The 25,841-nt window shown below is 71.9% G+C and carries 21 protein-coding genes and 2 tRNA genes; 2 read left to right on the forward strand and 21 right to left on the reverse strand.

Annotated features, from left to right (window positions below; translation table 11 throughout):
* Positions 1-154: 154 nt before the first annotated feature.
* A complete protein-coding gene (locus ACIQMU_RS05730; RefSeq protein ID WP_402688271.1) occupies positions 155-1,030 on the reverse strand; it encodes an arylamine N-acetyltransferase in 876 nt (291 codons plus the stop codon).
* 108 nt (positions 1,031-1,138) lie between these two features.
* On the opposite strand from ACIQMU_RS05730, the gene ACIQMU_RS05735 reads away from it, so the two are divergent.
* Positions 1,139-1,600, forward strand: a complete 462-nt coding sequence (locus ACIQMU_RS05735) for a pyridoxamine 5'-phosphate oxidase family protein (protein WP_352241463.1) — start codon at positions 1,139-1,141, stop codon at positions 1,598-1,600.
* A gap of 158 nt (positions 1,601-1,758) precedes the next feature.
* On the opposite strand, the gene ACIQMU_RS05740 is transcribed toward ACIQMU_RS05735, so the two are convergent.
* The 14 genes from ACIQMU_RS05740 to ACIQMU_RS05805 all read right to left on the reverse strand — a co-directional run bounded on the left by ACIQMU_RS05740 (position 1,759) and on the right by ACIQMU_RS05805 (position 16,130).
* Positions 1,759-4,377, reverse strand: coding sequence for a ComEC/Rec2 family competence protein (locus tag ACIQMU_RS05740; RefSeq protein ID WP_402688272.1), 2,619 nt, complete (start codon positions 4,375-4,377; stop codon positions 1,759-1,761).
* Positions 4,374-5,144, reverse strand: a complete 771-nt coding sequence (locus ACIQMU_RS05745; RefSeq protein ID WP_352241464.1) for a ComEA family DNA-binding protein — start codon at positions 5,142-5,144, stop codon at positions 4,374-4,376. The genes ACIQMU_RS05740 and ACIQMU_RS05745 overlap by 4 nt, the downstream gene beginning before the upstream one ends.
* Positions 5,145-5,891: 747 nt before the next feature.
* Entirely contained in the window at positions 5,892-6,737 is an 846-nt protein-coding gene (locus ACIQMU_RS05750; RefSeq protein ID WP_352241466.1) for a DegV family protein, read from the reverse strand.
* A 138-nt stretch (positions 6,738-6,875) separates the two neighbouring features.
* Positions 6,876-7,646, reverse strand: coding sequence for a hypothetical protein (locus tag ACIQMU_RS05755; RefSeq protein ID WP_402688273.1), 771 nt, complete (start codon positions 7,644-7,646; stop codon positions 6,876-6,878).
* A 164-nt stretch (positions 7,647-7,810) separates the two neighbouring features.
* A complete protein-coding gene (leuS, locus tag ACIQMU_RS05760; RefSeq protein WP_402688274.1) occupies positions 7,811-10,684 on the reverse strand; it encodes a leucine--tRNA ligase in 2,874 nt (957 codons plus the stop codon).
* A gap of 300 nt (positions 10,685-10,984) precedes the next feature.
* Positions 10,985-11,057: transfer RNA gene (locus ACIQMU_RS05765), tRNA-Ala, on the reverse strand.
* A gap of 132 nt (positions 11,058-11,189) precedes the next feature.
* Positions 11,190-11,423, reverse strand: a complete 234-nt coding sequence (locus ACIQMU_RS05770; RefSeq protein WP_003969224.1) for a hypothetical protein — start codon at positions 11,421-11,423, stop codon at positions 11,190-11,192.
* Positions 11,424-11,746: 323 nt separating this feature from the next.
* Positions 11,747-11,819, reverse strand: a tRNA-Ala gene (locus ACIQMU_RS05775).
* Between the two features lie 127 nt (positions 11,820-11,946).
* Positions 11,947-12,600 carry a histidine phosphatase family protein gene (locus ACIQMU_RS05780; protein WP_352241534.1) on the reverse strand — a complete coding sequence of 218 codons (654 nt, stop codon included), beginning with the start codon at positions 12,598-12,600 and terminating at the stop codon, positions 11,947-11,949.
* Complete coding sequence (gene rsfS / locus ACIQMU_RS05785; RefSeq protein WP_010062919.1) at positions 12,597-13,028, reverse strand: ribosome silencing factor; 432 nt, start codon at positions 13,026-13,028, stop codon at positions 12,597-12,599. Before rsfS ends, ACIQMU_RS05780 begins: the two co-directional genes overlap by 4 nt.
* A 169-nt stretch (positions 13,029-13,197) precedes the next feature.
* Entirely contained in the window at positions 13,198-15,057 is a 1,860-nt protein-coding gene (locus ACIQMU_RS05790) for a LytR C-terminal domain-containing protein (RefSeq protein ID WP_402688275.1), read from the reverse strand.
* Positions 15,058-15,076: 19 nt separating this feature from the next.
* Positions 15,077-15,694, reverse strand: coding sequence for a nicotinate-nucleotide adenylyltransferase (gene nadD / locus ACIQMU_RS05795; RefSeq protein ID WP_352241470.1), 618 nt, complete (start codon positions 15,692-15,694; stop codon positions 15,077-15,079).
* Positions 15,695-15,731: 37 nt separating this feature from the next.
* Entirely contained in the window at positions 15,732-15,893 is a 162-nt protein-coding gene (locus ACIQMU_RS05800) for a hypothetical protein (RefSeq protein ID WP_352241471.1), read from the reverse strand.
* Between the two features lie 84 nt (positions 15,894-15,977).
* Positions 15,978-16,130, reverse strand: coding sequence for a hypothetical protein (locus tag ACIQMU_RS05805; RefSeq protein WP_032786343.1), 153 nt, complete (start codon positions 16,128-16,130; stop codon positions 15,978-15,980).
* Positions 16,131-16,242: 112 nt separating this feature from the next.
* Between ACIQMU_RS05805 and ACIQMU_RS05810 the strand changes: the two genes are divergently transcribed.
* Positions 16,243-17,400, forward strand: coding sequence for a M48 family metallopeptidase (locus ACIQMU_RS05810; RefSeq protein ID WP_402688276.1), 1,158 nt, complete (start codon positions 16,243-16,245; stop codon positions 17,398-17,400).
* On the opposite strand, the gene ACIQMU_RS05815 is transcribed toward ACIQMU_RS05810, so the two are convergent.
* The 6 genes from ACIQMU_RS05815 to ACIQMU_RS05840 form a co-directional block, all read right to left on the reverse strand.
* Positions 17,324-18,460 (reverse strand): hypothetical protein, encoded by a 1,137-nt coding sequence (locus ACIQMU_RS05815; RefSeq protein WP_352241473.1) that lies wholly within the window; start codon positions 18,458-18,460, stop codon positions 17,324-17,326. The two genes, ACIQMU_RS05810 and ACIQMU_RS05815, sit on opposite strands and share 77 nt — an antisense overlap.
* A gap of 225 nt (positions 18,461-18,685) precedes the next feature.
* A complete protein-coding gene (locus ACIQMU_RS05820; RefSeq protein ID WP_402688277.1) occupies positions 18,686-19,276 on the reverse strand; it encodes a hypothetical protein in 591 nt (196 codons plus the stop codon).
* Between the two features lie 244 nt (positions 19,277-19,520).
* Positions 19,521-20,804: a glutamate-5-semialdehyde dehydrogenase gene (locus tag ACIQMU_RS05825; RefSeq protein ID WP_352241476.1), complete on the reverse strand. Its 1,284-nt coding sequence runs from the start codon at positions 20,802-20,804 to the stop codon at positions 19,521-19,523.
* A 103-nt stretch (positions 20,805-20,907) separates the two neighbouring features.
* Positions 20,908-21,399, reverse strand: a complete 492-nt coding sequence (locus ACIQMU_RS05830) for a hypothetical protein (RefSeq protein ID WP_352241477.1) — start codon at positions 21,397-21,399, stop codon at positions 20,908-20,910.
* A 128-nt stretch (positions 21,400-21,527) separates the two neighbouring features.
* Positions 21,528-22,655 carry a glutamate 5-kinase gene (gene proB, locus ACIQMU_RS05835; protein WP_352241535.1) on the reverse strand — a complete coding sequence of 376 codons (1,128 nt, stop codon included), beginning with the start codon at positions 22,653-22,655 and terminating at the stop codon, positions 21,528-21,530.
* A 243-nt stretch (positions 22,656-22,898) separates the two neighbouring features.
* A complete protein-coding gene (locus ACIQMU_RS05840; RefSeq protein WP_402688278.1) occupies positions 22,899-25,667 on the reverse strand; it encodes a CDP-glycerol glycerophosphotransferase family protein in 2,769 nt (922 codons plus the stop codon).
* Positions 25,668-25,841 lie beyond the last annotated feature (174 nt).

Consider the following 25,841-nt stretch of genomic DNA (forward strand, 5'->3'; position numbering starts at 1 on the left):
TCGGAAGGGCTTGTACGAAGGTGTGGTGAGGTGTAAGGGGATAGGCCGACACAGGGCGTGATCCGGTGACCCGTCCGCAGATGTCACCAATGATCCGAATAGCAAGCGCCGGGTGTGCGGACCGGTCGCCCGGCGGGACCCAGCGCCTTCAGGGTCACCGGCGCGTGTCGCGCCCTGGCACGCCAACCGGCTCCCGGACCTCGGGAACCCGCGAGAGCCGCACCCCGAAATAGTCCCGGTAGGCGGCGAGAACCTCCTCGTTCGTGGCCAGTTCCGTACGGTGCCGCTCCCCGCCGACCGTGGTGACCAGGGTCCGCCCGCTCAGCGTCACCCGCCCGGTCTCGGTGTAGCGGGAGCACACGAGGGACCGGGTGAAGTGCGAGTCCGGTGAGGTGCGGTGGTACCAGGCCCCGCCGCGGAACTCCGCCAGCGTCCTCGGCCTCGGGTCGAGCCGGAACTGCCGCGAGCCGCCACGCAGCAGATCCAGGTCTCCCTGCGGCGCCTGACGGAGCCGGAACACACCCCGGAGGTCCTCCTGCTCCGCCCGGTCGTCGAGCGCCAGCGGCCCGAGCGCGTTGTCGCCGAAGCCGACGTCCACCAGCCAGGGCCCGGTGCCGTCCTCGGTCTCCACCCGCAGCGCCATGTGGTCGTACGGGATGCCCAGCCGACCGCCGTCGCCGAAGACCCGGGCCTGGAGCAGGGTCACCCGGAAGCCGAGGGCGCGCAGCCACGCGCCGAACGCGCCGTTCAGTTCGTAGCAGAAGCCACCGCGCCCGCCGGTCACCTTGTCCATGAGCGCCCGTTCCTCCAGCACGATGTCCTCGCCCAGATGGACCGAGAGGTTCTCGAAGGGCACGGCGAGCAGATGCCGGTGTTGCAGGTCCCGCAGCGCTTCGCCGTCGGCCCGCGCCGGGCGGCCCGCGCCGATCCGGGCGAGATAGGCGTCGACCGCGGCGCCGTCGACGCCGCCTTCGGCGCTGTCGGGTTCCGGCACGGAGGGACCGGGCGTCGTGGAAGTGTGCGAGCTCATGGGCCCAGTCTGCGCCTGCTCCCGCCGCGAGGACCACGGTCCTAGGACTCATTTCCGAGGCCACTCGCCCGAGGCGCCGCGAGGTGACCACCCCCTAGCGTGTCGAACATGACCGAGCCAGATCCGGCGCGCAGCCGGGAACAGCGCAAGCAGGACGTCCTGAACCGTCTGCGGCGGGACGAGGACGCGTGGGTGGCGACAGCGTCCCCGGACGGCGTTCCCACGCTGGTGCCGCTGTCCTTCCTCTGGGACGGCGACACCGGCACCCTGGTGATGTCGACCCGCCGGACCAACCCGACCGCCGTCAACCTGGCCTCCGGCGGCCCGATCAGGATCACCGCGGGCCGGACCCGCGATGTGGTGCTGATCGAGGGCGAGGCGAGGCTCGTGGAAGGGACGGACCTTCCCGCCGCGATGGGAGACGCCTTCTCCGCGAAGCTCCGGTGGGATCCACGCAACAGCTCCTCCTGGGTCTTTCTGCACATCACCCCCCACACCGTGCGCGCCTGGCGCGAGGTGAACGAACTCCCCGACCGAGACCTGATGCTCGACGGAACGTGGCTGGTCTGAGCCGCGCGATCCGGCACCCGGGGGCGACGGCGACGGGGAGAAGCCGCAGACGGACGGAGCGGCCACCCGCGGGACGGCCTCCGCCGGGACAGCGGACGGCACGGCCGCCCTCGGGACGGCGGACGACATGACCTCCGACGGGACGGCCTCCGGTGGTGTCATGACCGGCCCACCGCCCTCAGCTCCTTCCCGGCGCCCGTGACCGCGATCGGGCCTTCGGTGTCGGTACGCAGGACCCGGGCTCCCGCCGCACGGAGGGCGCCCACCGTACGGGCCGAGGGGTGGCCGTACGGGTTGTCCGCGCCGCAGGAGATGAGCGCCAGCCTCGGCCGTACGCTGTGGAGCAGCCCGGCGTCCTGGAAGGCCGAGCCGTGGTGGGCCACCTTGAGGACGTCCACCGGGCCGGACGCCTCCCGGCCACGCAGCAACTCCCGTTGGGCCGGAGGTTCGAGGTCCCCGAGGAGCAGCAGCGTGAGCCCGCCGGACGCCCGTACGCGCAGGGTGACGCTGGAGTCGTTCGGCTCCCGCACCTGCGCCCCCACTCCCCCGGGCTCCTGGCGCGGCCAGAGGACCCGCCACTCGACCGGGCCCGACCGACGGTGCTCGCCTGCCACGGCCCGCACGGTCGGAACCCGCGCTGCGGCGGCCGTCCGCCGCACGAACGCGGCCTGCTCCGGGGGCTCCTGGAGGCTCGTCGTCTGGATCGCGCCCACCGCCCTGCCCCCGAGCACGCCCGGCAGCCCGCGCACATGGTCGGCGTGGAAGTGGGTGAGAACGACGAGTGGAACCCTGGTCACCGCCAGGTCGCGCAGGCACCGGTCTACCGCGCGGGGGTCGGGCCCGGCGTCGATGACCACGCCCGTGCCTCTCCCCGCCGCGAGCACCATCGCGTCGCCCTGCCCCACGTCGCAGAGCGCGAACGCCCAGCCGGGCGGCGGCCATCCGCTCATGATCCGGGTCAGCGGAACCGGCCGCAGCACCGCCAGAACGAGAAGCAGCCCGGTGGCCGCGCAGATCCACGGGTGGCGGGCCAGTCTCGGAGCCAGGAGCACGACCAGTGCCGTGAGGGCGGCCAGGAGCGCGGCGCCGGACCACCCTCCGGGCCACTGCGCCTCCGCCCCGGGAAGGCCCGCCCCCGTGCGGGCGACCGTGGCGATCCACTCGACCGGCCAGCTCGCGAGCCGGGCCAGCAGCTCGGCCGCCGGCGGGGCGACCGGGGCGACGGCGAGGGCCGCGAACCCCAGCACCGTCGCCGGCGCCACCGCGAATTCCGCCAGCAGATTGCACGGCACCGCCACCAGACTGACTCGCGAGGCCAGGACCACCACCACGGGCGCGCACACCGCCTGCGCGGCCGCCGCGGCGGCCAGCACCTCGGCGAGCCTGCCCGGGACCCGTCGCGCCCGCAGAGCGAGGCTCCAGCGCGGTGCGAGCGTCAGCAGGGCACCGGTGGCCAGGACCGACAGCAGGAAACCGTAACTGCGGGCGAGCCAGGGATCGTGGAGCACCAGGAGGACGACAGCCCCCGCCAGCGCGGGGATGAGGGATCTCCGGCGTCCCGTTCCGATCGCGAGGAGTGTGATGAGGCCGCACGCCGCCGCGCGGAGGACGCTCGGTTCGGGACGGCACACGACGATGAAGGCGAGCGTCAGCGCACCGCCGATCAACGCGGTCCCTCGCAGGGAAAGCCCCAGCACAGGTGCCAGACCGCGCCGTTCCGCGCTCAGCGCCGCTCCGGGCGGGCCGACGAGGAGGAAGAGCAGGACCGAGAGGTTGGCTCCGGACACGCTCAACAGGTGTGTCAGGTCGGTCGCTTTGAAGGTGTCGTGGAGTTCGGCGGAGACCCGGGAGGTGTCCCCGACCACCAGCCCCGGCAACAGCGCCCGCGCATCTGCGTCCAGGCCGTCCGTCGCCTTCCGCAGACCGGCGCGCAGTTCTCCCGCCGCGCGCTGGATCCACGTCGGGGGCCCGGTGATCCTGGGCGCCCCCTCGTCGTCCACCCGCAGGACCGCCGCGAGGTGTTCGCCGCCGTGCGCGGGCGGGGAGAGCCGGCCGCCGAGCCGGAGGCGGGTGGACGGCAGCAGCTTCTGCCAGTCCGCCCGGTGGCCGCCCGCCGCGACCATGAGCAGCACCGGTGTGCGGACCCGGGTGCTCGCGCCGTCCGGGGCCCGCACCTTGATCACCTCGGCGTCGATCAACAAGAGAGCCGGGGTGCTGCGGTTGCCCCGTACCGCCGGGCGGGTCGTCCGGGGGTCCGAGGTCACCCGTACTTCGGTGTCGATCCGCGCGTACTCCCGCGCCAGTCCGGGGAGCGGGCCGCGCCGCACATCGGCCCCGTGCAGTCCGGCCACGGCGGCGCCGGCCGCCGCGCACAGCAGCACGGCCCCCACGGCGGCCATGGCGCGGGACCGCCCTGCCGCCCGCCCCTCCCGAGAGGTGCGCGCGGCCGCCACCAGCAGAACGAGTGCCGGAAGCAGACAGGCGACGGCCCCTGCGGCCACCCACCGTCCCGGCAGCCCGAGCGTCGACGCCGCGGCGGCCCAGACCGCCAGGGCCGGCGGCACGAGTCGCAGGTCGGTGGGCTCCGCCCGCCCCACTCCGGCCTCCGCTCGCGCACCCGGGTCGCTCGGCGCACCCGCATGACCCCGCTCACCCGCATCAGTCGGCGTCCCTGGAGCGCGCCGCGCGGAAGCGGAGCCGCGCGCACCGCCGCCCGCGCTTGCCGTGGTGTCATCGTCCGCGCCCCGGGGGCCCAGCCGGACCTCACCGCTGTTCATGGCCGTACGAGGGGCCGGAGGTCGGCGAAGCGGCGGTCGCCGATCCCGTTGACCTGCCGGAGCTCATCGACGGACCGGAACCCGTTGTGCTCCGTGCGGTAGTCGATGATGTGCCGGGCCAGCACGGGCCCGACCCCCGGCAGGGTGTCGAGCTGCTCCGCCGTCGCCGTGCTCAGGCTCAGCGGCACCGAGTGGCCGGGCCCGCCCGGTGTGCCGGGCTGCCCGTCTGCCCCGGCTCCTCCGCCGCTGGTCGGGCCGGGGACTGCCGCGCCGAGCGGGAGCCCCACGACGACCTGCTCACCGTCCATCAGGATCCGAGCCCGGTTGAGCCCCGTCACGTCCGTGCCGGCGCGCACACCGCCGGCCGCCTCCAGCGCGTCCGCCACCCGCGAGCCCACCGGAAGCCGACGGACACCCGGCCGGCGCACCTTGCCGCTCACATCGACGACGATCCGGCCGCTTCCCGTCTCCTCGTCGCTCATGCTTCCGCCCGGTGCCGACGGCTTTCCGGGGGCCGGACGCGGGACCGGGTCGGGAGCGCCGGACCGTAACGGGCCCTGTGGTGACGCGGGCGCCGCCGCTTCGTCCGCAACCGATTCCGGCGCGTGCACGGTCTGGGGGCGGACGGACCAGAAGTGGAACGCGGCGACGGTGACGGCGACGAGCAGCACCAGGCCGAGCGCCATCGGCGTACGCGGTGCCATCCCGCACCGGAGCCGCACCCACAACGGCAGCCGTTCCCGGACGGCCGAGGCGAGACCACGCATGGCCCCCGCACCGCGGGACGGCTCCCCCGCAGTCCCCGGTGCGGGGGCGGGGGCAGGTGCGGGTTCGGGTGCCGGTGCGGCCGTGGGCTCGGCCGCGGCCGACGCTGCCGGGTCACGTACCGGTACGGGTGCGGCATCGCTCCCGAGCCGGGAGGCGCCCCCCATCAGCGCATCCGCCCGGTGCCGCGCGGCCGCCGACGCACGGGCGGAGCGTCCTCGCACGGACCGCCGCCCACCGTGGCGTGCACCTGAACGAGCACCTGGGCCCACACCCGCCCGGCCGCTCGGGCGGGCGCCGGCTCCATGACGCGCCCGCGTGTGCGTCCGCCCGGACAACGGGTCGGGCGGAGGCAGGAACGCGGCCGTGGACGAGGACGGGGGCGAGGGCGGAGACGAGGGCGGGGGCGGAGACGAGGGCGGAGACGGAGACGAGGGCGGGGGCGGAGACGACGAATCGGAGGTGGGCAGAAGGTCGGAAGCCGACGCCCGAGGAGATCGAAGGGCCATGCCTCACGACGTTAGGCACCCGCGCCCGAACCCGCTGAACAGCACCGATTCCTGTGGACAGCCCGGCAGTTGTGGAAAACTCAGCCACTCCGACGAGTGAAGCTCCGCACCGTCCGGCCGCTCAGCCCGACGCGGCCCGCCCTCCCCCGGAACCGGGTCGCCTCGGGGCTCCCACGACCGCGCGTCGACGTCCGCCGCCCACCGCAGCGCCTCCACGTCGGCCCGCCCACGACCGCCCGCTCACCGCAGGGAGACCACCGCGCCGAGCAGCCCCGGCCCTGTGTGCGCCCCGATCACCGCGCCGACCTCGCTGACGTGGAGATCGACCAGACCGGGAAGGCGTTCGCGCAGCCGCTCGGCCAGACCCTCCGCGCGCTCCGGGGCGGCGAGGTGGTGGACGGCGATGTCCACCGGGGCGGCACCCGCCCGCTCGGCGACGATCTCCTCCAGGCGGGCGATGGCTCTGGACGCCGTCCGCACCTTCTCCAGCATCTCGATCCGGCCCGCGTCGAGCTCCAGGATCGGCTTCACCGCCAGCGCGGACCCCAGCAGGGCCTGTGCCGTGCCGATGCGACCGCCCCGGCGCAGGTAGTCGAGAGTGTCGACATAGAAATACGCCGAGGTGCCCGCGGCCCGCTTCTCGGCAGCCGCCACCGCCTCATCCGGACCGCCGCCCGCCTCCGCGGTCTCCGCCGCGGCGAGAGCACAGAATCCGAGGGCCATGGCGACCATCCCCGTGTCCACCACGCGTACCGGTACGGGGGCGTCCTCCGCGGCGAGCAGTGCGGCGTCGTACGTGCCCGAGAACTCCGACGACAGGTGCAACGACACCACCGCGTCCGCCCCTCCTTCCGCCGCCGCCCGGTAGGCCGCGGCGAAGACCTCCGGGCTGGGGCGGGAGGTGGTCACGGAGCGGCGCTTCTGCAGAGCCAGAGCCAGCGAGCGGGCCGAGATCTCCGTGCCCTCCTCCAGCGCCTGGTCGCCCAGGACGACGGTCAGCGGCACTGCGGTGATGCCGTGCCGTTCCATCGTCGGGCGCGGCAGGTAGGCCGTTGAATCGGTGACGATAGCGACATGGCGGGACATGAGCCGGAGGTTACCTGGCGGTGACGAGGTGCGGCAGCCCGGGCCCGGTCGCTGATCGTTCGTGGCCGCTTCGGTGTGCGTCCGGTCTGTTCATAACCGGTCGGACGTCCTCCGCGGGCGCACACGCTCACGCGTGCGTCAGTTCGTCGTCTCCGGCCGGGAGGACTTCTGCCAGGGGTAGGTCGTGCGCAGTCGCGGGTCGGGGGCGGTGATCGCCTGCGGGCTCTCCTCGCGGGCCGGTCCGGACCACGGCTCGTCGGCCGTGCCGCTGTTTCCGGTCGAGGGGCCCGCCGGGTCGGCCGGCTCGGGCCAGTCCGTACCGGGGCCGTGGCCGGGCGTCGTGCCGGAGGTCCGCGAGGGCTCCTCCACGGTCCAGTGCCGGAGCGCGCCGGCCTCGATGTCGATCTGCGCGTTCAGGGCGTCCAGGTCGTCGTCGGCGAACTGCCGCGCCCGGTCCCGGGCGGCCCAGCGCAGCGACTCCGCCGAATGCGTGATCCGCTGCGTGCGTTCCTTCAGCTTGGGCAGCAGACCGGAGACGGTCGCCCGGTCCGGCTCGCGCTCCAGCCTCTTGAGCTCGTCGTCCAGCTCGAGGCCGTGCGCGCTCAGCCGCCGGAACAGCTCCACCGACTCCGCCAGGGAGGCGTCCTCCGCGACACCGGCGTGCAGGGCGTCCTGCGTGGCCCGCATCGAGGTGCGCAGGGCCAGCCGGAGCTGCGCCAGTTCGCCCGCGACCCCCGTCTGCCCGAAGCTCTTGGCCCGGAGCGTGGTGTCCTCCACGGTGCGACGGGCCTGTGTGATCGTGCGGTCCACACCGCGCTTGGCGGCGCCGACGGCCTTCACGGTCGCGTAGACACCCAGCGCGACGAACGCGACAAAGAGCAACGCCAGGATGGTGAGCGCGGCTTCCATGAATGCCCCTCGATATCTCGATGCGGCCGCCGGTACCGGTCGCCCCCTCCACCGTAAACGGAACGGGCGGGCCGAGGGTTCCTTCGGAACCCCCAACCTGCCCGTAGGGGATGGCCCTCACCACGTACAGGGGCCGTCATCCAGCCGTTGTCACCCGGTCGCCGTCACGCGGGGACGATGTTCACCAGCTTCGGCGCGCGCACGATCACCTTGCGGATGCCCGCCCCGCCGAGCGCCGTGACGACCGCCTCGTCGGCCAGCGCCAGGGCCTCCAGCTCCTCGTCCGTGATGGAGGGCGAGATCTCCAGGCGGGCCCGGACCTTGCCCTTGATCTGGACGACGCAGGTGACGGTCTCGTCCACGACGTACGCCGGGTCCGCCACGGGGAAGTCCTGGTGGACGACCGACTCGGTGTGGCCCAGCCGCCGCCACAGCTCCTCCGCGATGTGCGGGGCCAGGGGCGCGATCAGCAGGACCAGTCGCTCGGCGACCGAGCGCGACAGCGGGCCGCCGGCCTTCGTCAGGTGGTTGTTCAGCTCGGTGACCTTGGCGATGGCGGTGTTGAACCGCATCCCGGCCATGTCCTGGCCGACCCCGTCGATGGCCTTGTGCAGGGCGCGCAGCGTGTCCTCGCCGGGGTCCGTGTCGACGACGGTGACCTGACCGGTCTCCTCGTCGACCACGTTGCGCCACAGGCGCTGGAGCAGCCGGTACTGGCCGACCACGGCCCGGGTGTCCCAGGGGCGCGATACGTCCAGGGGGCCCATCGCCATCTCGTACAGGCGCAGGGTGTCCGCACCGTACTCGGCGCAGATCTCGTCCGGTGTGACCGCGTTCTTCAGGGACTTGCCCATTTTGCCCAGGACGCGGCTGACCTTCTCGCCCTCGTAGTAGAAGGCCCCGTCACGCTCCTCCACCTCGGCGGCGGGGACGGCGATGCCGCGGCTGTCGCGGTAGACGAACGCCTGGATCATGCCCTGGTTGTACAGCTTGTGGAACGGCTCGGCGGACGAGATGTGGCCCAGGTCGTGCAGCACCTTGGACCAGAAGCGCGCGTACAGCAGATGCAGCACGGCGTGCTCGGCGCCGCCGACGTACAGGTCGACGCCACCGGTGGGCTGACCCTCGCGCGGGCCCATCCAGTACTGCTCGATCTCCGGGTCGACCAGCTGACGGTCGTTGTTCGGGTCCAGGTAGCGCAGCTCGTACCAGCAGGAACCCGCCCAGTTGGGCATGGTGTTGGTCTCGCGGCGGTAACTTCGCGGACCAGCACCGTCGCCCAGGTCCAGCGTGACGTTGACCCAGTCGGCGTTGCGCGAGAGGGGGGTCTCGGGCTGGGCGGACGCGTCCTCCGGGTCGAAGGTGCGCGGGGAGTAGTCCTCGACCTCGGGCAGCTCCAGCGGCAGCATCGACTCGGGCAGCGGGTGGGCGATGCCCTCCTCGTCGTACACGATCGGGAAGGGCTCGCCCCAGTAGCGCTGCCGGCTGAACAGCCAGTCACGCAGCCGGAAGTTGACGGTGCCCTCGCCGACTCCGTGCTCCTTCAGCCAGTCGGTGATCCTCGCCTTGGCCTCGACGACGCCCAGGCCGTCCAGCGAGATCTCCTCGTTCGCGGAGTTGACCAGCTTCGCGTCGTACGAGCTGAAGGCGTCGTCCCACGTGGAGGTGTCGGTTCCGCGGTCGTCGGAGGGCTGGACGACGCAGCGCATCGGCAGCTCGAAGGCGCGCGCGAAGGCGAAGTCGCGTGTGTCGTGCGCCGGTACGGCCATGATCGCGCCGGTGCCGTAGCCCATCAGGACGTAGTCGGCGATGAAGACGGGAACCTTCTCGCCGCTGACCGGGTTGGTCGCGTACGCACCGGTGAAGACGCCGGTCTTGTCCTTGGCCTCGGCCTGCCGTTCGACGTCGGACTTGGCGGCGGCCTGCTTGCGGTAGGCGGTGACGGCCTCGGCCGGGCTCGCGTGGCCGCCGGTCCACACCGGGTGGGTGCCCTCGGGCCAGGCGGTCGGAATGATCCGTTCGACCATGTCGTGCTCGGGCGCCAGCACCATGTACGTCGCACCGAACAGGGTGTCCTGGCGGGTGGTGAAGACGGTGATGCCGCCGGCGCTGTCCACCGGGAACTCGACCCGGGCGCCCTCGGAGCGCCCGATCCAGTTGCGCTGCTGCAGCTTGATGGCCTCGGGCCAGTCCAGCCCGTCCAGATCGTTCAGCAGCCGGTCGGCGTAGGAGGTGATGCGCATGTTCCACTGGCGCAGCTTGGCCTTGAAGACGGGGAAGTTGCCGCGCTCGGAACGGCCGTCGGCGGTGACCTCCTCGTTGGCCAGGACGGTGCCCAGGCCGGGCGACCAGTTCACCGGGGCGTCGGAGGCGTACGCCAGCCGGTACTGGCTCAGCAGGTCGGCACGCTCGGCGGCGCTCAGCGTGCTCCACTCACGGCCGTCGGGGGTCGCCCGCTCGGCGCTCTCGAACTGCTCGACCAGTTCGGCGATGGGGCGGGCCCGGTCGGCCTCGGTGTCGTACCAGGAGTTGAAGATCTGCAGGAAGATCCACTGCGTCCACTTGTAGTAGTCGGCCTCGATCGTCGCGAAGGAGCGGCGGTTGTCGTGGCCCAGACCCAGCCGGCGCAGCTGGGCCTTCATGTTCACCATGTTGGCCTCGGTGGAGACCCGGGGGTGGGTGCCCGTCTGGACGGCGTACTGCTCGGCGGGCAGGCCGAACGCGTCGAAGCCCAGGGTGTGCAGCACGTTGTGGCCGGTCATCCGCTGGTGGCGGGCGTAGACGTCGGTGGCGATGTAGCCCAGCGGGTGGCCGACGTGCAGGCCGGCGCCCGAGGGGTACGGGAACATGTCCATGATGAACTTCTTCGGCCTGGCGGCCAGCTCCGGGTCGCCCGCCAGGTCACCGGTGGGGTTCGGCGCCTCGTACGTCCCCTCGGCGTCCCAGAAGTCCTGCCAGCGTGCCTCGATGTCGGCGGCCATCGCCGCCGTGTAGCGGTGCGGCGCGGCCGTCTCGGCTGCGGAAGTCGTCTCGCTCATGATCCTCAAAGCTCCATCGATCGTCATCTGCCGGGAAACGAAAAAACCCCTCGCACAGGAGGGGACGCCGCGCTGACTTCGACCAGGCGTTCTCACCGGTCGAGTCTGTTCAGCGCGGCTCGCTAAGCAGAAGGCGTACGGCACGCATGGCGTCAGGGTACCGCACGGGCCCGGAAGCGAGCGGGGAGCGATCGGAGAGCGCACTCGCCGCCGAGGCGCCCTCCTGCCGAACGGCCCGGAATCCCACAAAAGAAGCGGGCCACCCGATCCGGGTGGCCCGCTTCTTCATTGCCGATCTTGTGGAGCTAAGGAGAATTGAACTCCTGACCTCCTGCATGCCATGCAGGCGCTCTACCAACTGAGCTATAGCCCCTCGCTGCGTGCCGCCCGGTTTCCCTTGGCGACATCGAGAACATTACACGGTTCCCCCGGCGCTTCACCAAATCGCTTCCGGTTCGCGCCGGTATGCCCGAATCTTGCCGAGTGGCGGATCGTCAGCCGCAGGTCAGGCGGTCGCGAAGGAGTAGAAACGCTTGAGGGTGCAGTGCTCCTCCAGGAGCCGCCCGTAGATCGGCTCCCCCTCCAGCTCCCGGTAGGTCTCGATGGGGTCGCCTTTTATGATCAGCGCCCGCGCGCATTCCTCGCACCAGTACTGGTACTCCGCGTTGACCGGGTCCATGTCCCTGACGATGGGCGTACCACTGCCGCACCAGTCGCACTTACGCCTGTGTGCACCCATCAGTCAGCTCCAGCTGTGGCCGCAGGCCGTGCACACGTAGGAGGCCGCTCCGTCGTCACCCAGGGCCTGGGTGGGAGGAGACGAACCGCAGGACGGACAGTGGGGCCGGGAACGGCCTCCGGACGTTACGGAGCCGAAGGGCGGGGCGGCGGCAAGGGGCTGGTCGGGGACGTGTTCGCGACTCGCAGGCATCGCGCTCCCTCCCGATCGGTACGTCGCCCCCTCCGGCGTTCCGATTCTGCCATGACCTCGCAAGAGGGTCAGCCCGCCCGATGCCCGCATACAGAAGATCCCGCCCCCTGACGGGGACGGGATCCGGATTGTGGAGCTAAGGAGAATTGAACTCCTGACCTCCTGCATGCCATGCAGGCGCTCTACCAACTGAGCTATAGCCCCGCTGTTCGCTGTGTTTCCCTGCGTTTCCGCGCTGCGAACAAGAAGAACTTTAGCCTGCGACAGGCCGGAATGCGAAATCCGGGCCGGGCTGCCCGAAGACAGCCCGCGAACGGCCTTTCGACGGCGGCTAGTCGTCGTCTCCGAGCACCGGCTCCGGGAGCGTGCCGGCGTTGTGCTCCAGCAGGCGCCAGCCGCGCGCGCCCTCACCGAGGACGGACCAGCAGCAGTTGGACAGCCCGCCGAGCCCTTCCCAGTGGAACGCCTCCAGGCCCAGCAGGCGGCCGATCGTCGTCCTGATGGTGCCGCCGTGGCTGACCACCACGAGCGTGCCGTTCACCGGCAGCTTCTCGGCATGCGCCAGGACGACCGGGGCCGCCCGGTCGGCGACCTCGGTCTCCAGTTCGCCGCCGCCCCGGCGGACGGGCTCACCGCGCTTCCATGCCTCGTACTGCTCGCCGTACCGCTCGACGATCTCCTGGTGGGTCAGCCCCTGCCAGGCGCCCGCGTACGTCTCACGGAGTGCGGCGTCGTGGGCGACGGTGAGGCCGCTGACGGCGGAGAGCTCGGCAGCCGTGGCCGCCGCCCGCCGGAGGTCGGAGGCCACGATGGCGTCCGGCTTCAGCGAGGCGAGCAGCCGGGCGGCGCGACGCGCCTGCCCGACCCCGGCCTCGGTGAGCTCGATGTCCGTGGAGCCCTGAAACCGGCGCTCCAGGTTCCACGCCGTCTGGCCGTGCCGCCAGAGGACGATCCGGCGGCCCCTGCCGCTGCTGCTGCCGTTCAGCTCTGGTCACCTTCCGTGCCGCCGTTGAGCTGTGCGTGCTCCTCGGCCTTGCCGCGGGTCTTGATCGCGTCCTCGGGGAGGGCGATCTCCGGGCAGTCCTTCCACAGGCGCTCCAGCGCGTAGAAAACGCGCTCCTCGCTGTGCTGGACGTGGATGACGATGTCGACGTAGTCGAGGAGGATCCAGCGGGCGTCGCGGTCGCCCTCGCGGCGCACCGGCTTGGCGCCGAGCTCCTTCTGGAGCCGCTCCTCGATCTCGTCGACGATCGACTTGACCTGGCGGTCGTTGGGGGCCGAGGCCAGCAGGAAGGCGTCGGTGATCGACAGCACATCGCTGACGTCGTAGGCGATGATGTCGTGCGCGAGCCGGTCGGCGGCCGCCTGAGCGGCGGCGTTGATGAGCTCGATGGAGCGGTCCGTGGCGGTCACATGCAGGCTTTCGTCGGCGGTCGGATGCAACCTCTAGGGTCTCACGGACCGCCGACAGAGCCCTACTGCGTTTCACCGGGCGGGTTCGGGCCCGCGGCGGCCGGGCTCCGCCCCGGCCACCGGCCGCCGCGGGAGGGACGGCGGCCGGTGGCGCCGCGTGGCCGCGCGGCTACTGGGCCTCGTAGTCCTGACCGAGGACCGCGGACACGTCGGCGTTGGCGGCCGGCTCGCCCTTCTTCACGTCGTCCGCGGAGAGCCCCAGGGTCTTGGCCACTTCGACGGCCTTCCCCTTGTCCTCGGCGGACCGGTAGAGCACCACGGACGACGCCTCGGCCTCCGCCTTGCCGCTGTCCACGAAGGCGTAACCGCCGTTGACCAGCTGGACCCGGGCGGCCTCCGCGGCCTTCCCGTTCCCCGTGGCGTTGCGGACGGCGACCCGGAGCGGAGCGCCGGCTTCGGGGGCCTTCACCGCGCCGCCGAGGACGTCCTTGACGACACTACGGGTGTCCGCCTCGGTGAGCGTGCCGTCCTCCTGGACCGGCAGCAGGGCCGTCTTGTAGTCGCCGACCTTGGCGCGCGAGGCGAGTTTGGCGAGCGAGGCCCCGAGGTCCTTCTCGGGCAGTGACGGGTCGAGCACCTGGAGCAGCGTCCCGATGGTGACGGTCGCGGCCTTGGGGTCCTCGGAGATCTTGCGCAGAGTGGCCCTCATGACCTCGCCGAACCGTGTCAGCTGCTCGGCCTCGGTCTCGCCCGGCGCACGGTACGTGGCGTAAGCGACGGCCATCGGGCCGCTGAGCGTCTGGCCCTCGCCCTTGTTGACCAGGGGCGATTCGTCCTTCTTCGCGCCGGGCACATCGGTGTCGGTGTCGACCTCGATGTTGCCGACCAGCTCGACGAGGTTCTCCAGGTACGGGGTGTCCAGCCGCCAGGTGCCGGTGATGCGGGTGCCCAGCAGGGTGTCGATCGACTCCCTGGTTCCGGTCCTGCCGTCCTCCTCGACGGACTTGCCGAGCGTGGTGGTGGTCCCGTCGTCGCCCGCGAGGGCGAGGGAGTTGGGGAGCAGGACGGTGGTGCCCTGTTCGGTGGTGGCGTTGTCGACGAGCAGCGCCGTCGAGGTGCCGCCCTTCTTCGTGTCGTGCAGGTGCACCACGATCATGTCGCGCTGCTGGGCGCCGGCGGCCACGGCCTTCTTCTCGGCCTGTCCGGACAGGCCGGGGATCATGTCGGCGGACCAGAGATAGCCGACTCCGCCGACGACGACGAGAGCGGCGACGACGATCAGGGCGATCATCCGGTTGCGGCCCTTGCGCCGCGCCTCCTCGCGCCGCTCACTGCGGCTCTCGGTGAACTTCAGCCAGTCGATGACGTCTTCGGAGTCCTCGTCGGGCTCCTCGATGAAGGAGAACTGCTCCGTGCGGTAGTCGGGGGCGGGCTCGCGCTGCCCCGGAAGGGCGGGCTCCACGTCCGCTTCCTCGGAGGAGCTCTGCGACTGCTGGTGCTGTGCGGGAGCCTGCGGCGGGGCCTGTTCCGGTGAAGGGGCGGTGCCCTGCCGCGGGATGCTCCAGTGCTCGCCGGTGTCGACCGCGGCGGGCTGCTGGGCGGTGGCGTGGCCGTAGTCGGTGGAGGAGCCGTAGTCGGTGGAGGAGCTGTAGCCGTACCCCTGGTCCGCGGCGGCCTGGCCGTGTGGCGTCCGGGTCGCCGGGCCCGGGTGCTGACCGGCGTAGGGGTCATAACTCTGGGGCTGCTGCCGAGGGTTGCCGTACGCGTCATAGCCGTCGTAGCCGTAACCGGCGTCCGGGGACTGGTATCCCTGGCCCGGCTGGGCGGCGTAGGGGTCGTGACCCTGCCCCTGCTGGCCGTACGGCTGGTGTCCCTGCGGGTCCTGCTGGGCATACTGCTGGTGGCCCTGCGGGTCCTGCTGGTGGCCCTGCTGTCCCTGCTGCTGGTAGACCGGCTGCCCGTACGCGTCGTAGCCGACGATCTGCGGCTCCTGGTAGTACGGGTCGTACGGGTTCGGTCGGTCGTTCACCGGTGCCCCTCTCCGTGGCTCATTCGCCGCGGTACAGCTGGCGCTTGTCGATGTAGCGGACGACACCGTCCGGCACCAGGTACCAGACCGGCTCCCCCTGCGCGACCCTCTCACGGCAGTCCGTGGACGAGATCGCCAGCGCGGGCACCTCCACGAGGGAGACGCCTCCCTCCGGCAGCCCGTCGTCCGTGAGCACGTGACCCGGGCGGGTCACACCGATGAAGTGGGAGAGCGAGAACAGCTCCTCCGCGTCGCGCCAGGTGAGGATCTGGGCCAACGCGTCGGCGCCGGTGATGAAGAAGAGGTCCGCCTCGCCGTGGACCTCGCGCAGGTCCCGCAGCGTGTCGATGGTGTACGTCGGCCCGCCGCGGTCGATGTCGCTGCGGCTGACGGAGAACTGCGGGTTGGACGCGGTGGCGATGACCGTCATCAGATAGCGGTCCTCGGCCGGGGAGACCTTCTTGTGGCTCTTCTGCCACGGCTGCCCGGTCGGGACGAAGACGACCTCGTCGAGATGGAACTGGGCGGCCACTTCACTGGCCGCCACCAGGTGTCCATGGTGGATCGGGTCGAATGTCCCGCCCATCACGCCGATACGGCGCTTTCCGGGGCCGGTAGGCACTTCCTGCTCTCCCATGCGTGCAGAGCCTACTGGCACAGCTGTACGCCCCGGCTCAGCGGTCGCGGTTGAAGCGGGTGGTGACCCACAGCAGGAACATCAGCGCGAGGAAGGCTCCGGCGCCGACGAGGTAGGGGTTGAGGCTTTCGTGGTTGCCGCCCTCGCCGCCCCCGGAGGCGAGAGTGACCAGCTGGTGTGCGGTGCTCGTGAGGCTCATCTTCGGCAGGACCTATCGATCGTGAATCGGAAGGAAGACGTCGGTCACATCGTATGCGGGACCCTCGGGCACGCTCACGGCGACTCAGTCGTTGTTGTCGTCGTTGCGGTATCCACGCAGCAGGAACCAGGCGAGCAGCACCGCCCCGAGGATCGAGACGAGCAGCACGATCCGGAGGGTGTCACCCGGTCCCTGCTCCTCGGACACAGCGGCGAGCAGTACGGCGGTGTGCGGCATTTCCGGGCGCTCCTCAAAGTTATCCACAGCCCCCCGCACACCGTAGCGCCAGCGCATACGCTGGCCTGTGTCCGGGGGACGAGCAACGTCTCGTACGAACAGGGGGCCATCCATGACCGACAACAGTCACGAGAACGTGCCGAGCAGGCAGCGCCGGCGATTCCCCGGGATCTCCTCCCGGGCCTACGAGCACCCCGCCGACCGCTCGGCCCTGGTGGCCCTGCGCAGGCTGACCGGGTTCGACACCGTGTTCAAGGCGCTCAGCGGGCTGCTCCCGGAGCGCAGCCTGCGGCTGCTCTTCCTCTCCGACTCCGTCCGGGTGAGCGACGCGCAGTTCGCCCATCTCAACGACATGTTGCGGGACGCGTGTTACATCCTGGACCTGGAGAAGGTCCCGCCGATGTACGTGAAGCAGGACCCGCAGCCCAACGCCATGTGCATCGGGCTGGACGAGCCGATCATCGTGGTCACCACCGGCCTGGTCGAGCTGCTCGACGAGGAGGAGATGCGGGCGGTGGTGGGCCACGAGGTGGGCCACGCGCTCTCCGGCCACTCGGTGTACCGGACGATACTGCTCTTCCTGACCAACCTGGCCGTGAAGGTCGCCTGGATCCCGCTGGGCAATGTGGCGATCATGGCGATAGTGACGGCGCTGCGCGAGTGGTTCCGCAAGTCGGAGCTGTCCGCGGACCGGGCCGGGTTGCTGGTCGGCCAGGACATCACCGCTTCCATGCGCGGCCTGATGAAGATCGCGGGCGGCAACCACCTGCACGAGATGAACGTGGACGCCTTCCTCGCCCAGGCCGACGAGTACGAGAAGGGCGGCGACCTCCGCGACTCCGTCCTCAAGATCCTCAATGTGCTGCCCCGGACGCACCCGTTCACCACCGTGCGGGCCGCCGAGCTGAAGAAGTGGTCGGAGACCCGCGACTTCCAGCGGATCATGGACGGCCACTACCCGCGGCGCGACGAGGACAAGGACACCTCGGTGACCGACTCGTTCCGGGAGTCCGCCTCGCACTACGCCGACACGGTGCGCACCAGCAAGGACCCGCTGATGAAGCTCGTGGGCGACATCGCGGGCGGCGCTGGCGACCTGGGCGGCAAGCTGCGCGACAAGTTCACCGGAGCCGGCGCCGGGTCCGGAGCCGGTGGCGCGAAGGGCGGGGCGTCGGACGCGTCCGGCGGTTCCGCTACGGGCGGGGACGAGACGCCCGGTCGGCCTCAGGACCCTGAGGAGGGGAGCCCGGGCCCGTCGTCGGGGAGCTGACGGCCTCCAGGGTCCCGCACAGCGCCGCCGTGGGCGGGCCCGTGGCGTAGGGGTCGGTGGCGGCGGGCCCGCGGGTGTCCGCCCGTTCCCCGGCGAGGAGCGGGCGGAGCATCCTGGTCGCGTCGGCCGAGCAGGACTGCGGCCCTGCCTGGACGTAGGCGGTGCGTACTTCCAGGCGGTGCAATCGCAGGTCCTCCCGGTCGAAGCGGAAGCGCAGTTCGCGTCGCACGGTGAACAGGGAGGCTCCGTCGTCGCGGTGGGGCCCGTCCGCCGGGCGCAGGGCGTAGGTGAAGGTGTGGTCGGAGACGACGCCGAGGACGCCCGCCGTCTCCTCCTCGTAGCGGAGGGTGCCCTGGACCCGAATCTCCGGATCCGCGAGCTCCACCCGCTCCGGGTCGAAGCGCACCAGCCAGCCGGTGGCGGCGTGGCTCCCGTCGGTGTCCGGGCTGCTCAGGCTCCGTTCGAACTGGGCGCGCTGGTCCGGGTCGAGGAGGTGCTCGACGGGTCGGCGGACCGAGCCGGTGAGGACGTCGGGGTTCAGGGAGGACTCCACCAGGTAGTCCTTGGCTGTGGCGAGAGCGGCGGTGATCTGGCTTTCGGAGAAGTTCCGCGTGCGCTCGACGGTGGGGACGTTGATGCCTGCGGCGCCCGTGCGGAATCCGGCGAGCGGCTCGGCCCGGTACAGCCGCTCGGGTGATCCTCCCGGTACGACGTCCCGCGGGGCCAGGGGGACGACGGTGGTCTGCAGGGGGTCGGCGCGTCGGATGGCCGGTTGGGGGTACGGGCTGCGGAATCCGACGTAGACGGCCACGGCGAAGGCCAGGGCGATGAGGACGACCAGGGCGATGGCGGCCCGGGAGCCGCCGCCGCGGGCGGAGACCTGGGCGTCGGGCAGCGTGCGCACGGCCCGGGCGTGCTCGCCCATCCGCTCCCGCGCCGAGAACTCCTGCATCCGGGCAGCTCGGACGAATGACTCGTCGAAGACGAGGGAGCGGTATTCGTCCTCGCCGCCCGCGGGGTTCTCGGGCGGGCCGTCCGGCGGTTCTGAGCGGCCTGTCATGACTTCTCTCCCGATCTCCACCCCGGTCCGTTCAGTGCGCAACGGTCTGCTTCGGCCGAGCGGCGTCCGGCAGCGAGAAGCCCCCCTGGGAACGAGGGGTCACAGCATCAGAGTAGGTCGATCGCGTCGTGCGCGAACGCGGAGGAATTCCAGAACCGCACGGGCCGCCGGGGTGAGCGGGGCGGCCGTCGGCGAACGGGTGAAAGGGGTGCGGGAGGAGGGGGCTCAGGGGACCCGGGGCTCGGCGGAGACCGTGGGGCGGGAGTGGTCGGCGGAGGGCGACGGGGCCGCCCCGGGCTTGTCCACGCCGCTGGTGGCCGGTGGCGGCACCTGGTCCTGGCGGTTGTTCGAGGCGCCGCGATAGACCGCGGTGAAGGCGAGCGAGACCATGCCGACGCCCATCACCAGAGCCAGCAGCCAGGCGACCGGCCGGTGCCAGCGGGCGGAGTTGCGGTAGGGGCGCAGGGAGCCGCCGTGGCGGCCATAGGGTGCCGGGGCGTGGTCGTCGTCGCCCCTGACACCGTGGTCGGGGTCGTAGTCGAGGTCCTGGGGGTCGTGGTAGCCCCGGGAGCGGCCGTAGGGGCCGTACTCGTCGTCCGTGTGACGGCTCCGGCGGCGGGCGCGGGCCGCGTCGGCCTCGGCACGGGCCTCGGCGGCGGCGAGCAGGCGCTCCACGGCGGTGGGCTCGTGGACGGGCGCGGACCGGACGAATTCCTCGTCGAACACCACGGAGGCGAAGTCCTCGTCCGCGCCTCCGCGGTCGTCGTCGGGCTCCCTGCCGTCAGGAAACGGCTCGCCCCCCACGTCGTCCGGCACGGATTCAGCGTAGCCCGGCCGGGACCTTTTGGGCAGGGACCCCGCAAACTCCCCCGGAACGGCACGGGGGAACGGCACGGGGGAACGCCCGGCCGGCCCCCTCCTCTCGGAAGGGGCCGGCCGGATGAGTCCCGCCGGAGGGGCCGTGATGGAGGTGGGGTGGGGGTTGGGGGGGCGGGTGGGGAGGGGCGGGGAGGGGCGGGGAGAGGCGGGGGGAGGAGAGCGGAGGAGAGCGGGGCGCCGGCTAGCGGATGTGTCCGTCCCCCGTGACGATGTACTTCGTCGAGGTCAGCTCGGGCAGGCCCATCGGGCCGCGGGCGTGCAGTTTCTGCGTGGAGATGCCGATCTCGGCGCCGAAGCCGAACTGCCCGCCGTCCGTGAAGCGGGTCGAGGCGTTCACGGTGACCGTGGTCGAATCCACCAACTGGGTGAAGCGGCGGGCGGCGGCCTGCGAGGTGGTGACGATCGCCTCGGTGTGGCCGGAGGACCAGAGCCGGATGTGGGCGACCGCCGCGTCCAGGGAGTCGACGACCGCGGCCGCGATGTCGTGACTGAGGTATTCGGTCTCCCAGTCCTCTTCCGTCGCCGCGACGACGGTGGCCTTGGCCTCCTCGGCGTGTGCGAGGACGCGCTCGTCGCCGTGGACGGTGACTCCGGCCTCGGCGAGCGCGTCCAGGGCGAGCGGCAGGAAGGCGTCCGCCACGTCCTGGTGGACGAGCAGCGTCTCGGCCGCGTTGCAGACGCTGGGTCGCTGGGCCTTGGAGTTGATCAGAATGTCGACGGCCATGGCCAGGTCCGTCTGCGCGTCGATGTAGACGTGGCAGTTGCCGGTGCCGGTCTCGATGACGGGGACGGTGGACTCCTCGACGACCGTGCGGATCAGCGAGGCGCCGCCGCGCGGGATGAGGACGTCGACCAGACCGCGGGCCCGCATCAGCTCCCTCACGGAGTCGCGGCTCTCGCCCGGGACCAGCTGCACCGCGTCGGCCGGCAGGCCGGAGCCGCCGACCGCGTCGCGCAGAACCCGGACGAGGGCGGCGTTGGAGGCGTAGGCGGAGGAGGAGCCGCGCAGCAGGACCGCGTTGCCGGACTTCAGGCAGAGCGCGGCGGCGTCGACGGTGACGTTGGGCCGGGCCTCGTAGATGATGCCGACCACGCCGAGCGGGACGCGCACCTGGCGGAGGTCGATGCCGTTGGGCAGGGTCGATCCGCGCACCACCTCGCCGACCGGGTCGGGCAGGGCCGCGACGTCCCGTACGTCGGCGGCGATGGCGCGGACGCGTTCCGGGGTGAGGGTGAGGCGGTCGATGACGCCTTCGCTCGTCCCGGCCTCGCGGGCGCGTTCGACGTCCTTCGCGTTGGCCTCGACGATCTCGTTCGTGCGCACTTCGAGGGCGTCGGCGATGGCCAGCAGCGCGTCGTCCTTGGCCGCGCGCGGAAGTGGCGCGATGTCGGCGGCGGCGGCACGGGCCCGGTAGGCGGTCTGCGCGACCGGGGAGAGGTTGTCGTAGGGCGAGAGCGTGGTCATGCCCGCAGAGTAATGCGCACTCTGCGGGCATCCGTCACGTATCCCGTGATGCGAGACGGCCGGAGGTCCGGACGGTCGCACCGCCGCGGACCCGGCGGGCGGGTCAGTAGGGGTGCACGCCCACGGGGGCCGCGGGCGGCGGCCCGTAGCCCTCGGCGATCCGCAGGTGGTAGGTCTCGCGGTCGATGACTTCCAGGCCGACGATCTCCCAGGGCGGCAGCCGGGCGCTGGAGCGGTGCTCGCCCCACAGCCTCAGCGCGACCGCTGCCGCGTCGTGCAGGTCGCGGGCCTCTTCCCAGTAGCGGATCTCCGCGTGGTCGCCCGCGTAGCGGCTGGTCAGCAGGAAGGGATGGTCGTGCGCGAGCTGTTCCAGGCCCCGTCTGACCTCCCCCAGCGGAGTCTCGGCGCCCGAGACGCTGAGGGTGATGTGCCAGAGCTTGGACTGCGGGGACTCCTCCTTCGCCGTCGTGACCGGCTCCCGTGCGGCGGTGTCCGCCGGGAGTGGATTCCGGTCGTAATCCGCCCCCGCTCCGACACTCGTCAGGGCGCGGTTGGCCGTGCCTCGGGGCGGCGCCCCCGGGCGCGCTCGTCTCACCGGCGGCCTCCTGTGATGTGTTGCTGTGCGGTACCCCTGTTTCCCCACTACAAAGTGGACCAGTCAACAGCCGGGCGTGGGGTGGTTTTGGGGAAGCTCCCCACAGGAAGGCGGGACTTTCAGCCGTTTCAGGGGGTGAGGCGCGGCACGAGAATGACGAGATCGTCCCTGTGTACGACCTCGCGCTCGTAGGCGGGCCCCAGTTCACGGGCGAGATCCCGGGTGGAGCGGCCGAGCAGTTGGGGGATTTCCTTCGCGTCGAAGTTGACGAGTCCGCGGGCGATCGGGGCGCCGTGCGGATCGCGCAGTTCGACGGGGTCTCCGGCGCTGAACTCGCCCTCGACTGCGGAGATCCCGGCGGGCAGCAGCGAGGTGCGCCGCTCCACCACGGCCCGTACGGCGCCGTCGTCGAGGGTGAGCGCGCCCTGTGGGGTGGAGGCGTGGGCGAGCCACAGCAGCCGGTCGGCGGAGCGGCGTCCGGTGCGGTGGAAGTAGGTGCCGGTGTCGCGGCCCGCGAGGGCGTCGGCGGCCCGGCTGGCGGAGGTGAGGACGACGGGGACGCCGGCGGCGGTGGCGATGCGGGCGGCCTCGACCTTGGTGACCATGCCGCCGGTGCCGACGCCGGCCTTCCCGGCGCTGCCGATGGTGACGCCCGTCAGCGCCTCGGGGCCGGTGACCTCGGCGATCCGAGTGGCGCCGGGGGTGCCGGGGGTGCCGGGGGGGCCGTCGTAGAGGCCGTCCACGTCGGAGAGCAGGACGAGCAGGTCGGCGTGGACGAGGTGGGCGACGAGGGCGGCGAGCCGGTCGTTGTCTCCGAAGCGGATCTCGTCGGTGGCGACGGTGTCGTTCTCGTTGACGACGGGGACGGCGCCCATCTCCAGGAGCTTGTCCAGGGTGCTGTAGGCGTTGCGGTAGTGGCCTCGGCGGCTGGTGTCGTCGGCGGTGAGGAGCACCTGGCCGACGCGGACGCCGTAGCGCGCGAACGAGGCGGTGTAGCGGGCCACGAGGAGGCCCTGGCCGACGCTGGCGGCGGCCTGCTGGCGGGCCAGGTCCTTGGGCCTGCGGACGAGGCCGAGCGGGGCGAGTCCGGCGGCGATGGCTCCGCTGGAGACGAGGACGACCTCGCGTTCGCCGCCGTCCCTGACCTTGGCCAGGACGTCGACGAGGGCGTCGACCCGGTCGGCGTCGAGGCCGCCGGAGGCCGTGGTGAGCGAGGAGGAGCCGACCTTGACGACGACTCTGCGGGCGTCGGTCACTCCGGGCCGGTGCTCCGACGGCCGGTGCTCCGACGCCCTGTGCTCTGCCACGTGCTTCCTCGCTCTGGTTCGCCCCAGTCATCCGTGGGGGACGTGCCGCGCGTGCGCGGTCGGGGCGCGGCCGGCCCCGCACCGCAGAGTACGCGAGCGGCCGCCCCCGCCGCCCGCGCGTTCCGCTCGGTGGACGCCGGAGGGCGGCCGGTGAGCGGGGTACGGAACGGGCGGCGGGGGCGGCCGGTGGGCTCAGCTCCGCTGCTCGTCCTTGACGGCGAGCATCCGGTCGACGACCCGGGCGGCGGCGCGGCCGTCGGAGGGCTCGCAGAAGTCGACCCGGAACTGGGCGTACTTCTCCTTGTACTCCTCGCTCACCTCGTCGATGTTCCGGATCGCGGAGACCAGGTCCTCGGAGGTCTTGATCAGCGGGCCGGGGGCGCGGGAGGTGAAGTCGAAGTAGAAGCCGCGCAGGGTGTCGCGGTAGTGCTCCAGGTCGTACGTGAAGAAGAGCATCGGCCGCCCGGAGTGCGCGAAGTCGAACAGCACCGAGGAGTAGTCGGTGATCAGCACGTCGGCGATCAGGTAGAGGTCGGCGATGTCCGGGTAATAGGTGACGTCGTAGACGAAGCCCTGTCCGGCGCCGGGGATGGAGTCGAGGACCTTGTGGTGCTTGCGGTAGAGCAGCACGTGGTCCTCGCCCAGCTCTCGGCGGGCGGCCTCGACGTCGATCTTGTTGTCGAGCTTGAAGCGGCGTCCGCCGTAGCGCTGGTCGTCGCGCCAGGTGGGCGCGTACAGGACGACCTTCTTGCCCGCGGGGATGCCGAGCTTCTCCCGTACGGCCGCGGCGCGCTTGACGCGGTCGGGGGCGTGGAAGACGTCGTTGCGCGGGTAGCCCGCTTCCAGGACCTCGCACTGGAGGCGGAAGGAGTTGGTCATGATCGGGGTGGTGAAGGAGTTCGGCGTGATGAACAGGCTGTACTGGCGCGAGCGCTGCGGGAGGCTCGCGATGTAGGCCAGGTTCGCCTTGGGGGTGCCGAGCAGGTCGGCTCCGATGCGCTTGAGCGGGGTGCCGTGCCAGGTCTGGACGACGACCTGGCCCTCGCGGCGGACGAACCACTCGCGGATGCCGCCGTTGGTGACGACGTACCGGCTGCGGGCCAGTGCCTCGTACCACTCCTTGCTGCCCCACTCGACGCCTCGGACGCCGGGCGGCAGGACGACCTGCTGGTCGTGGACCATCGCGATGTGCTCGACGTCGGTGCCGCGGCGCTTGAGCTCCTCGTACACGGCGCGGGGCGAGTCGGAGAACTGCTTGCCGCCGAAGCTGTTGTAGAGCACGGCCTCGCGCAGCGGCAGCTTGCGCTGCTCGGGGGTGTAGACGTCGCGCATCAGGCGCTGGCGGTAGGCGCCGCGCAGCTCCGGGTCGAGGACCGGGCCGGACTCCACGAAGATCCGGTCGAAGTCGAGCCGTTCGACGGTGTAGGCGCGGTGCTCTCCCCGGTGGGTCAGCGGCAGCGTGTCCACGAGGTCGGGGCGGATCGTGACGGGGAGGTCGCGGGTGTGGTCCCACTCGGTGCGCAGGCGCAGGCGCGGCATCCAGCGCCCGGCGCGCAGCGGCACGGTGCCCTCGTAGGTGGGCATGGTGTCCGGGCGCAGGCGGGCGGTGAAGCGGCCGTCGGCGAACTCGACGGGCAGCGGGCGGTCCTCGTTGCGGCCGGTGTGGCGCAGGACCATCTTCATCTGGTCGGCGGGGCCGGTGTAGACGCCGGAGAGGACCAGCTCGCCGTCGGCGGTCCACTCGACGCCGTCGACGAGGGGCTGGACCGTGCGCACCTGCGGGGTGAAGTTCCCCGCGCCGTCGGTGAGGATCGCGAACTCGCGTCCCTCCGGCAGCGGGTGGACTCCGGTGACGGGCTTCGAGCCGCACGTGGCACGGCGGGTCGTGCCGTCCGCGAAGACGATCAGGGCGCGGTACTTGCGGGGCTTGCCGGGGCCGACGCCGTCGACGGGCAGTTCCGCGAAGTCGAGGCGGGCGGTGTGCCGGAGCCAGCCGTCGGCGCCCGCCTCGCCCTGCTGGAGCGGGAGGTCGGTGGCGAAGCCGGTCGGCTCGTGGTCGATGCGCAGGGCGGTGGGGTACTTGCCCGCGGGGGCGGTGACCCGGGAGCGCAGGGTGACCGTGAGTGCCTCGGCGTCGGCTTCCTGGGCGATGATCTCGGCGGGGACGACGTCCACGGAGAGCTTGAGCCGGTTGCGGTCGAAGCCGGCGACGAGGCGGACGCCGTCGTCCAGGACCCGGGTGCAGCTGTGTCCGGCCGCGCCCGCGTTGTTCTTGGTGATGCTGCCCACGGACATGCCGCCGGGGCGCGGGATGCCGATGCCCAGGCGCCAGGTGCCGGGCTGCCACTGGCCGCGTACGCGCAGCCGGGACGGGTCGACGCCGATCTCGAAGCCGGACCAGTCGTAGTTGTGCAGGGCGCCCTTGGCTTCGGCGGTGGCGCGGGGTTCCAGGACGGTGCGCATCCGCAGCGGGAGGGTGGAGCGGCTGCCCTGGCGTCGGAGCACGGCGACGCGCAGCGAGCGCTTGCCGGTGGCCGAGGGGACGTTGGGGATGTAGGCGTAGCCCTTGATGAGGAGCTTGCCGTCCTCCCAGCCGAGGTCGAGGAGCTTGCCGCGTACGGGGAGTTCGCTGCGGTTGAAGTTGCGCACCGAGGAGGGCAGCGAGGAGCTCTCGACGCCGGGCAGCTCGATGCGGGCCCGCCGCAGGCCGCGGACGGAGAAGGCTCCGGGGTTCTCGCGCTCGTAGTGGAGCAGGTCGACCAGTTCGTCGCCCCGGCCGCTGGCCGCCAGGTGCCACTTGACGCGGGCCATCGGGGAGAACTGCCGCACGACCTTCGGGGCGGCACGGGCCAGGAAGTCCTTGGCCGCTCGATGGAATTCGGGGCGCTCCTCGACCGGGGTCTCCGGGAAGTACTTCATGAGCCGGCTGAGCTCGTCGGGGATCGCTTCGAGGGACGCCACGGGGGGAGGGCCTTTCCGGGGGGACGTGCAGATGATGAACCCCAGGGGGACGGGGCGTTAATGAGACGACTCCAACCGTCTCATGGTTGCCCAACAGTATGACGTGACACCTCTCACAGAAGAACCCGCCCCGATCGTCACCGGGGCGGTGGGGGCGCCCGGGAGCCGTCCGGT

It is taken from the genome of Streptomyces sp. NPDC091649 (assembly GCF_044756785.1).
Classification (GTDB): Bacteria; Actinomycetota; Actinomycetes; order Streptomycetales; family Streptomycetaceae; genus Streptomyces.

Excerpts from the sequence above, each read along its gene's own strand:
- ACIQMU_RS05730 (WP_402688271.1), bottom strand. The coding sequence starts at position 1,030 with ATGAGCTCGCACACTTCCACGACGCCCGGTCCCTCCGTGCCGGAACCC.
- ACIQMU_RS05735 (WP_352241463.1), top strand. The coding sequence starts at position 1,139 with ATGACCGAGCCAGATCCGGCGCGCAGCCGGGAACAGCGCAAGCAGGAC.
- ACIQMU_RS05740 (WP_402688272.1), bottom strand. The coding sequence starts at position 4,377 with ATGAACAGCGGTGAGGTCCGGCTGGGCCCCCGGGGCGCGGACGATGAC.
- ACIQMU_RS05745 (WP_352241464.1), bottom strand. The coding sequence starts at position 5,144 with ATGCGTGGTCTCGCCTCGGCCGTCCGGGAACGGCTGCCGTTGTGGGTG.
- ACIQMU_RS05750 (WP_352241466.1), bottom strand. The coding sequence starts at position 6,737 with ATGTCCCGCCATGTCGCTATCGTCACCGATTCAACGGCCTACCTGCCG.
- ACIQMU_RS05755 (WP_402688273.1), bottom strand. The coding sequence starts at position 7,646 with ATGGAAGCCGCGCTCACCATCCTGGCGTTGCTCTTTGTCGCGTTCGTC.
- leuS (WP_402688274.1), bottom strand. The coding sequence starts at position 10,684 with ATGAGCGAGACGACTTCCGCAGCCGAGACGGCCGCGCCGCACCGCTAC.
- ACIQMU_RS05770 (WP_003969224.1), bottom strand. The coding sequence starts at position 11,423 with ATGGGTGCACACAGGCGTAAGTGCGACTGGTGCGGCAGTGGTACGCCC.
- nadD (WP_352241470.1), bottom strand. The coding sequence starts at position 15,694 with ATGGGAGAGCAGGAAGTGCCTACCGGCCCCGGAAAGCGCCGTATCGGC.
- ACIQMU_RS05800 (WP_352241471.1), bottom strand. The coding sequence starts at position 15,893 with ATGAGCCTCACGAGCACCGCACACCAGCTGGTCACTCTCGCCTCCGGG.
- ACIQMU_RS05805 (WP_032786343.1), bottom strand. The coding sequence starts at position 16,130 with ATGCCGCACACCGCCGTACTGCTCGCCGCTGTGTCCGAGGAGCAGGGA.
- ACIQMU_RS05810 (WP_402688276.1), top strand. The coding sequence starts at position 16,243 with ATGACCGACAACAGTCACGAGAACGTGCCGAGCAGGCAGCGCCGGCGA.
- ACIQMU_RS05815 (WP_352241473.1), bottom strand. The coding sequence starts at position 18,460 with ATGACAGGCCGCTCAGAACCGCCGGACGGCCCGCCCGAGAACCCCGCG.
- ACIQMU_RS05825 (WP_352241476.1), bottom strand. The coding sequence starts at position 20,804 with ATGACCACGCTCTCGCCCTACGACAACCTCTCCCCGGTCGCGCAGACC.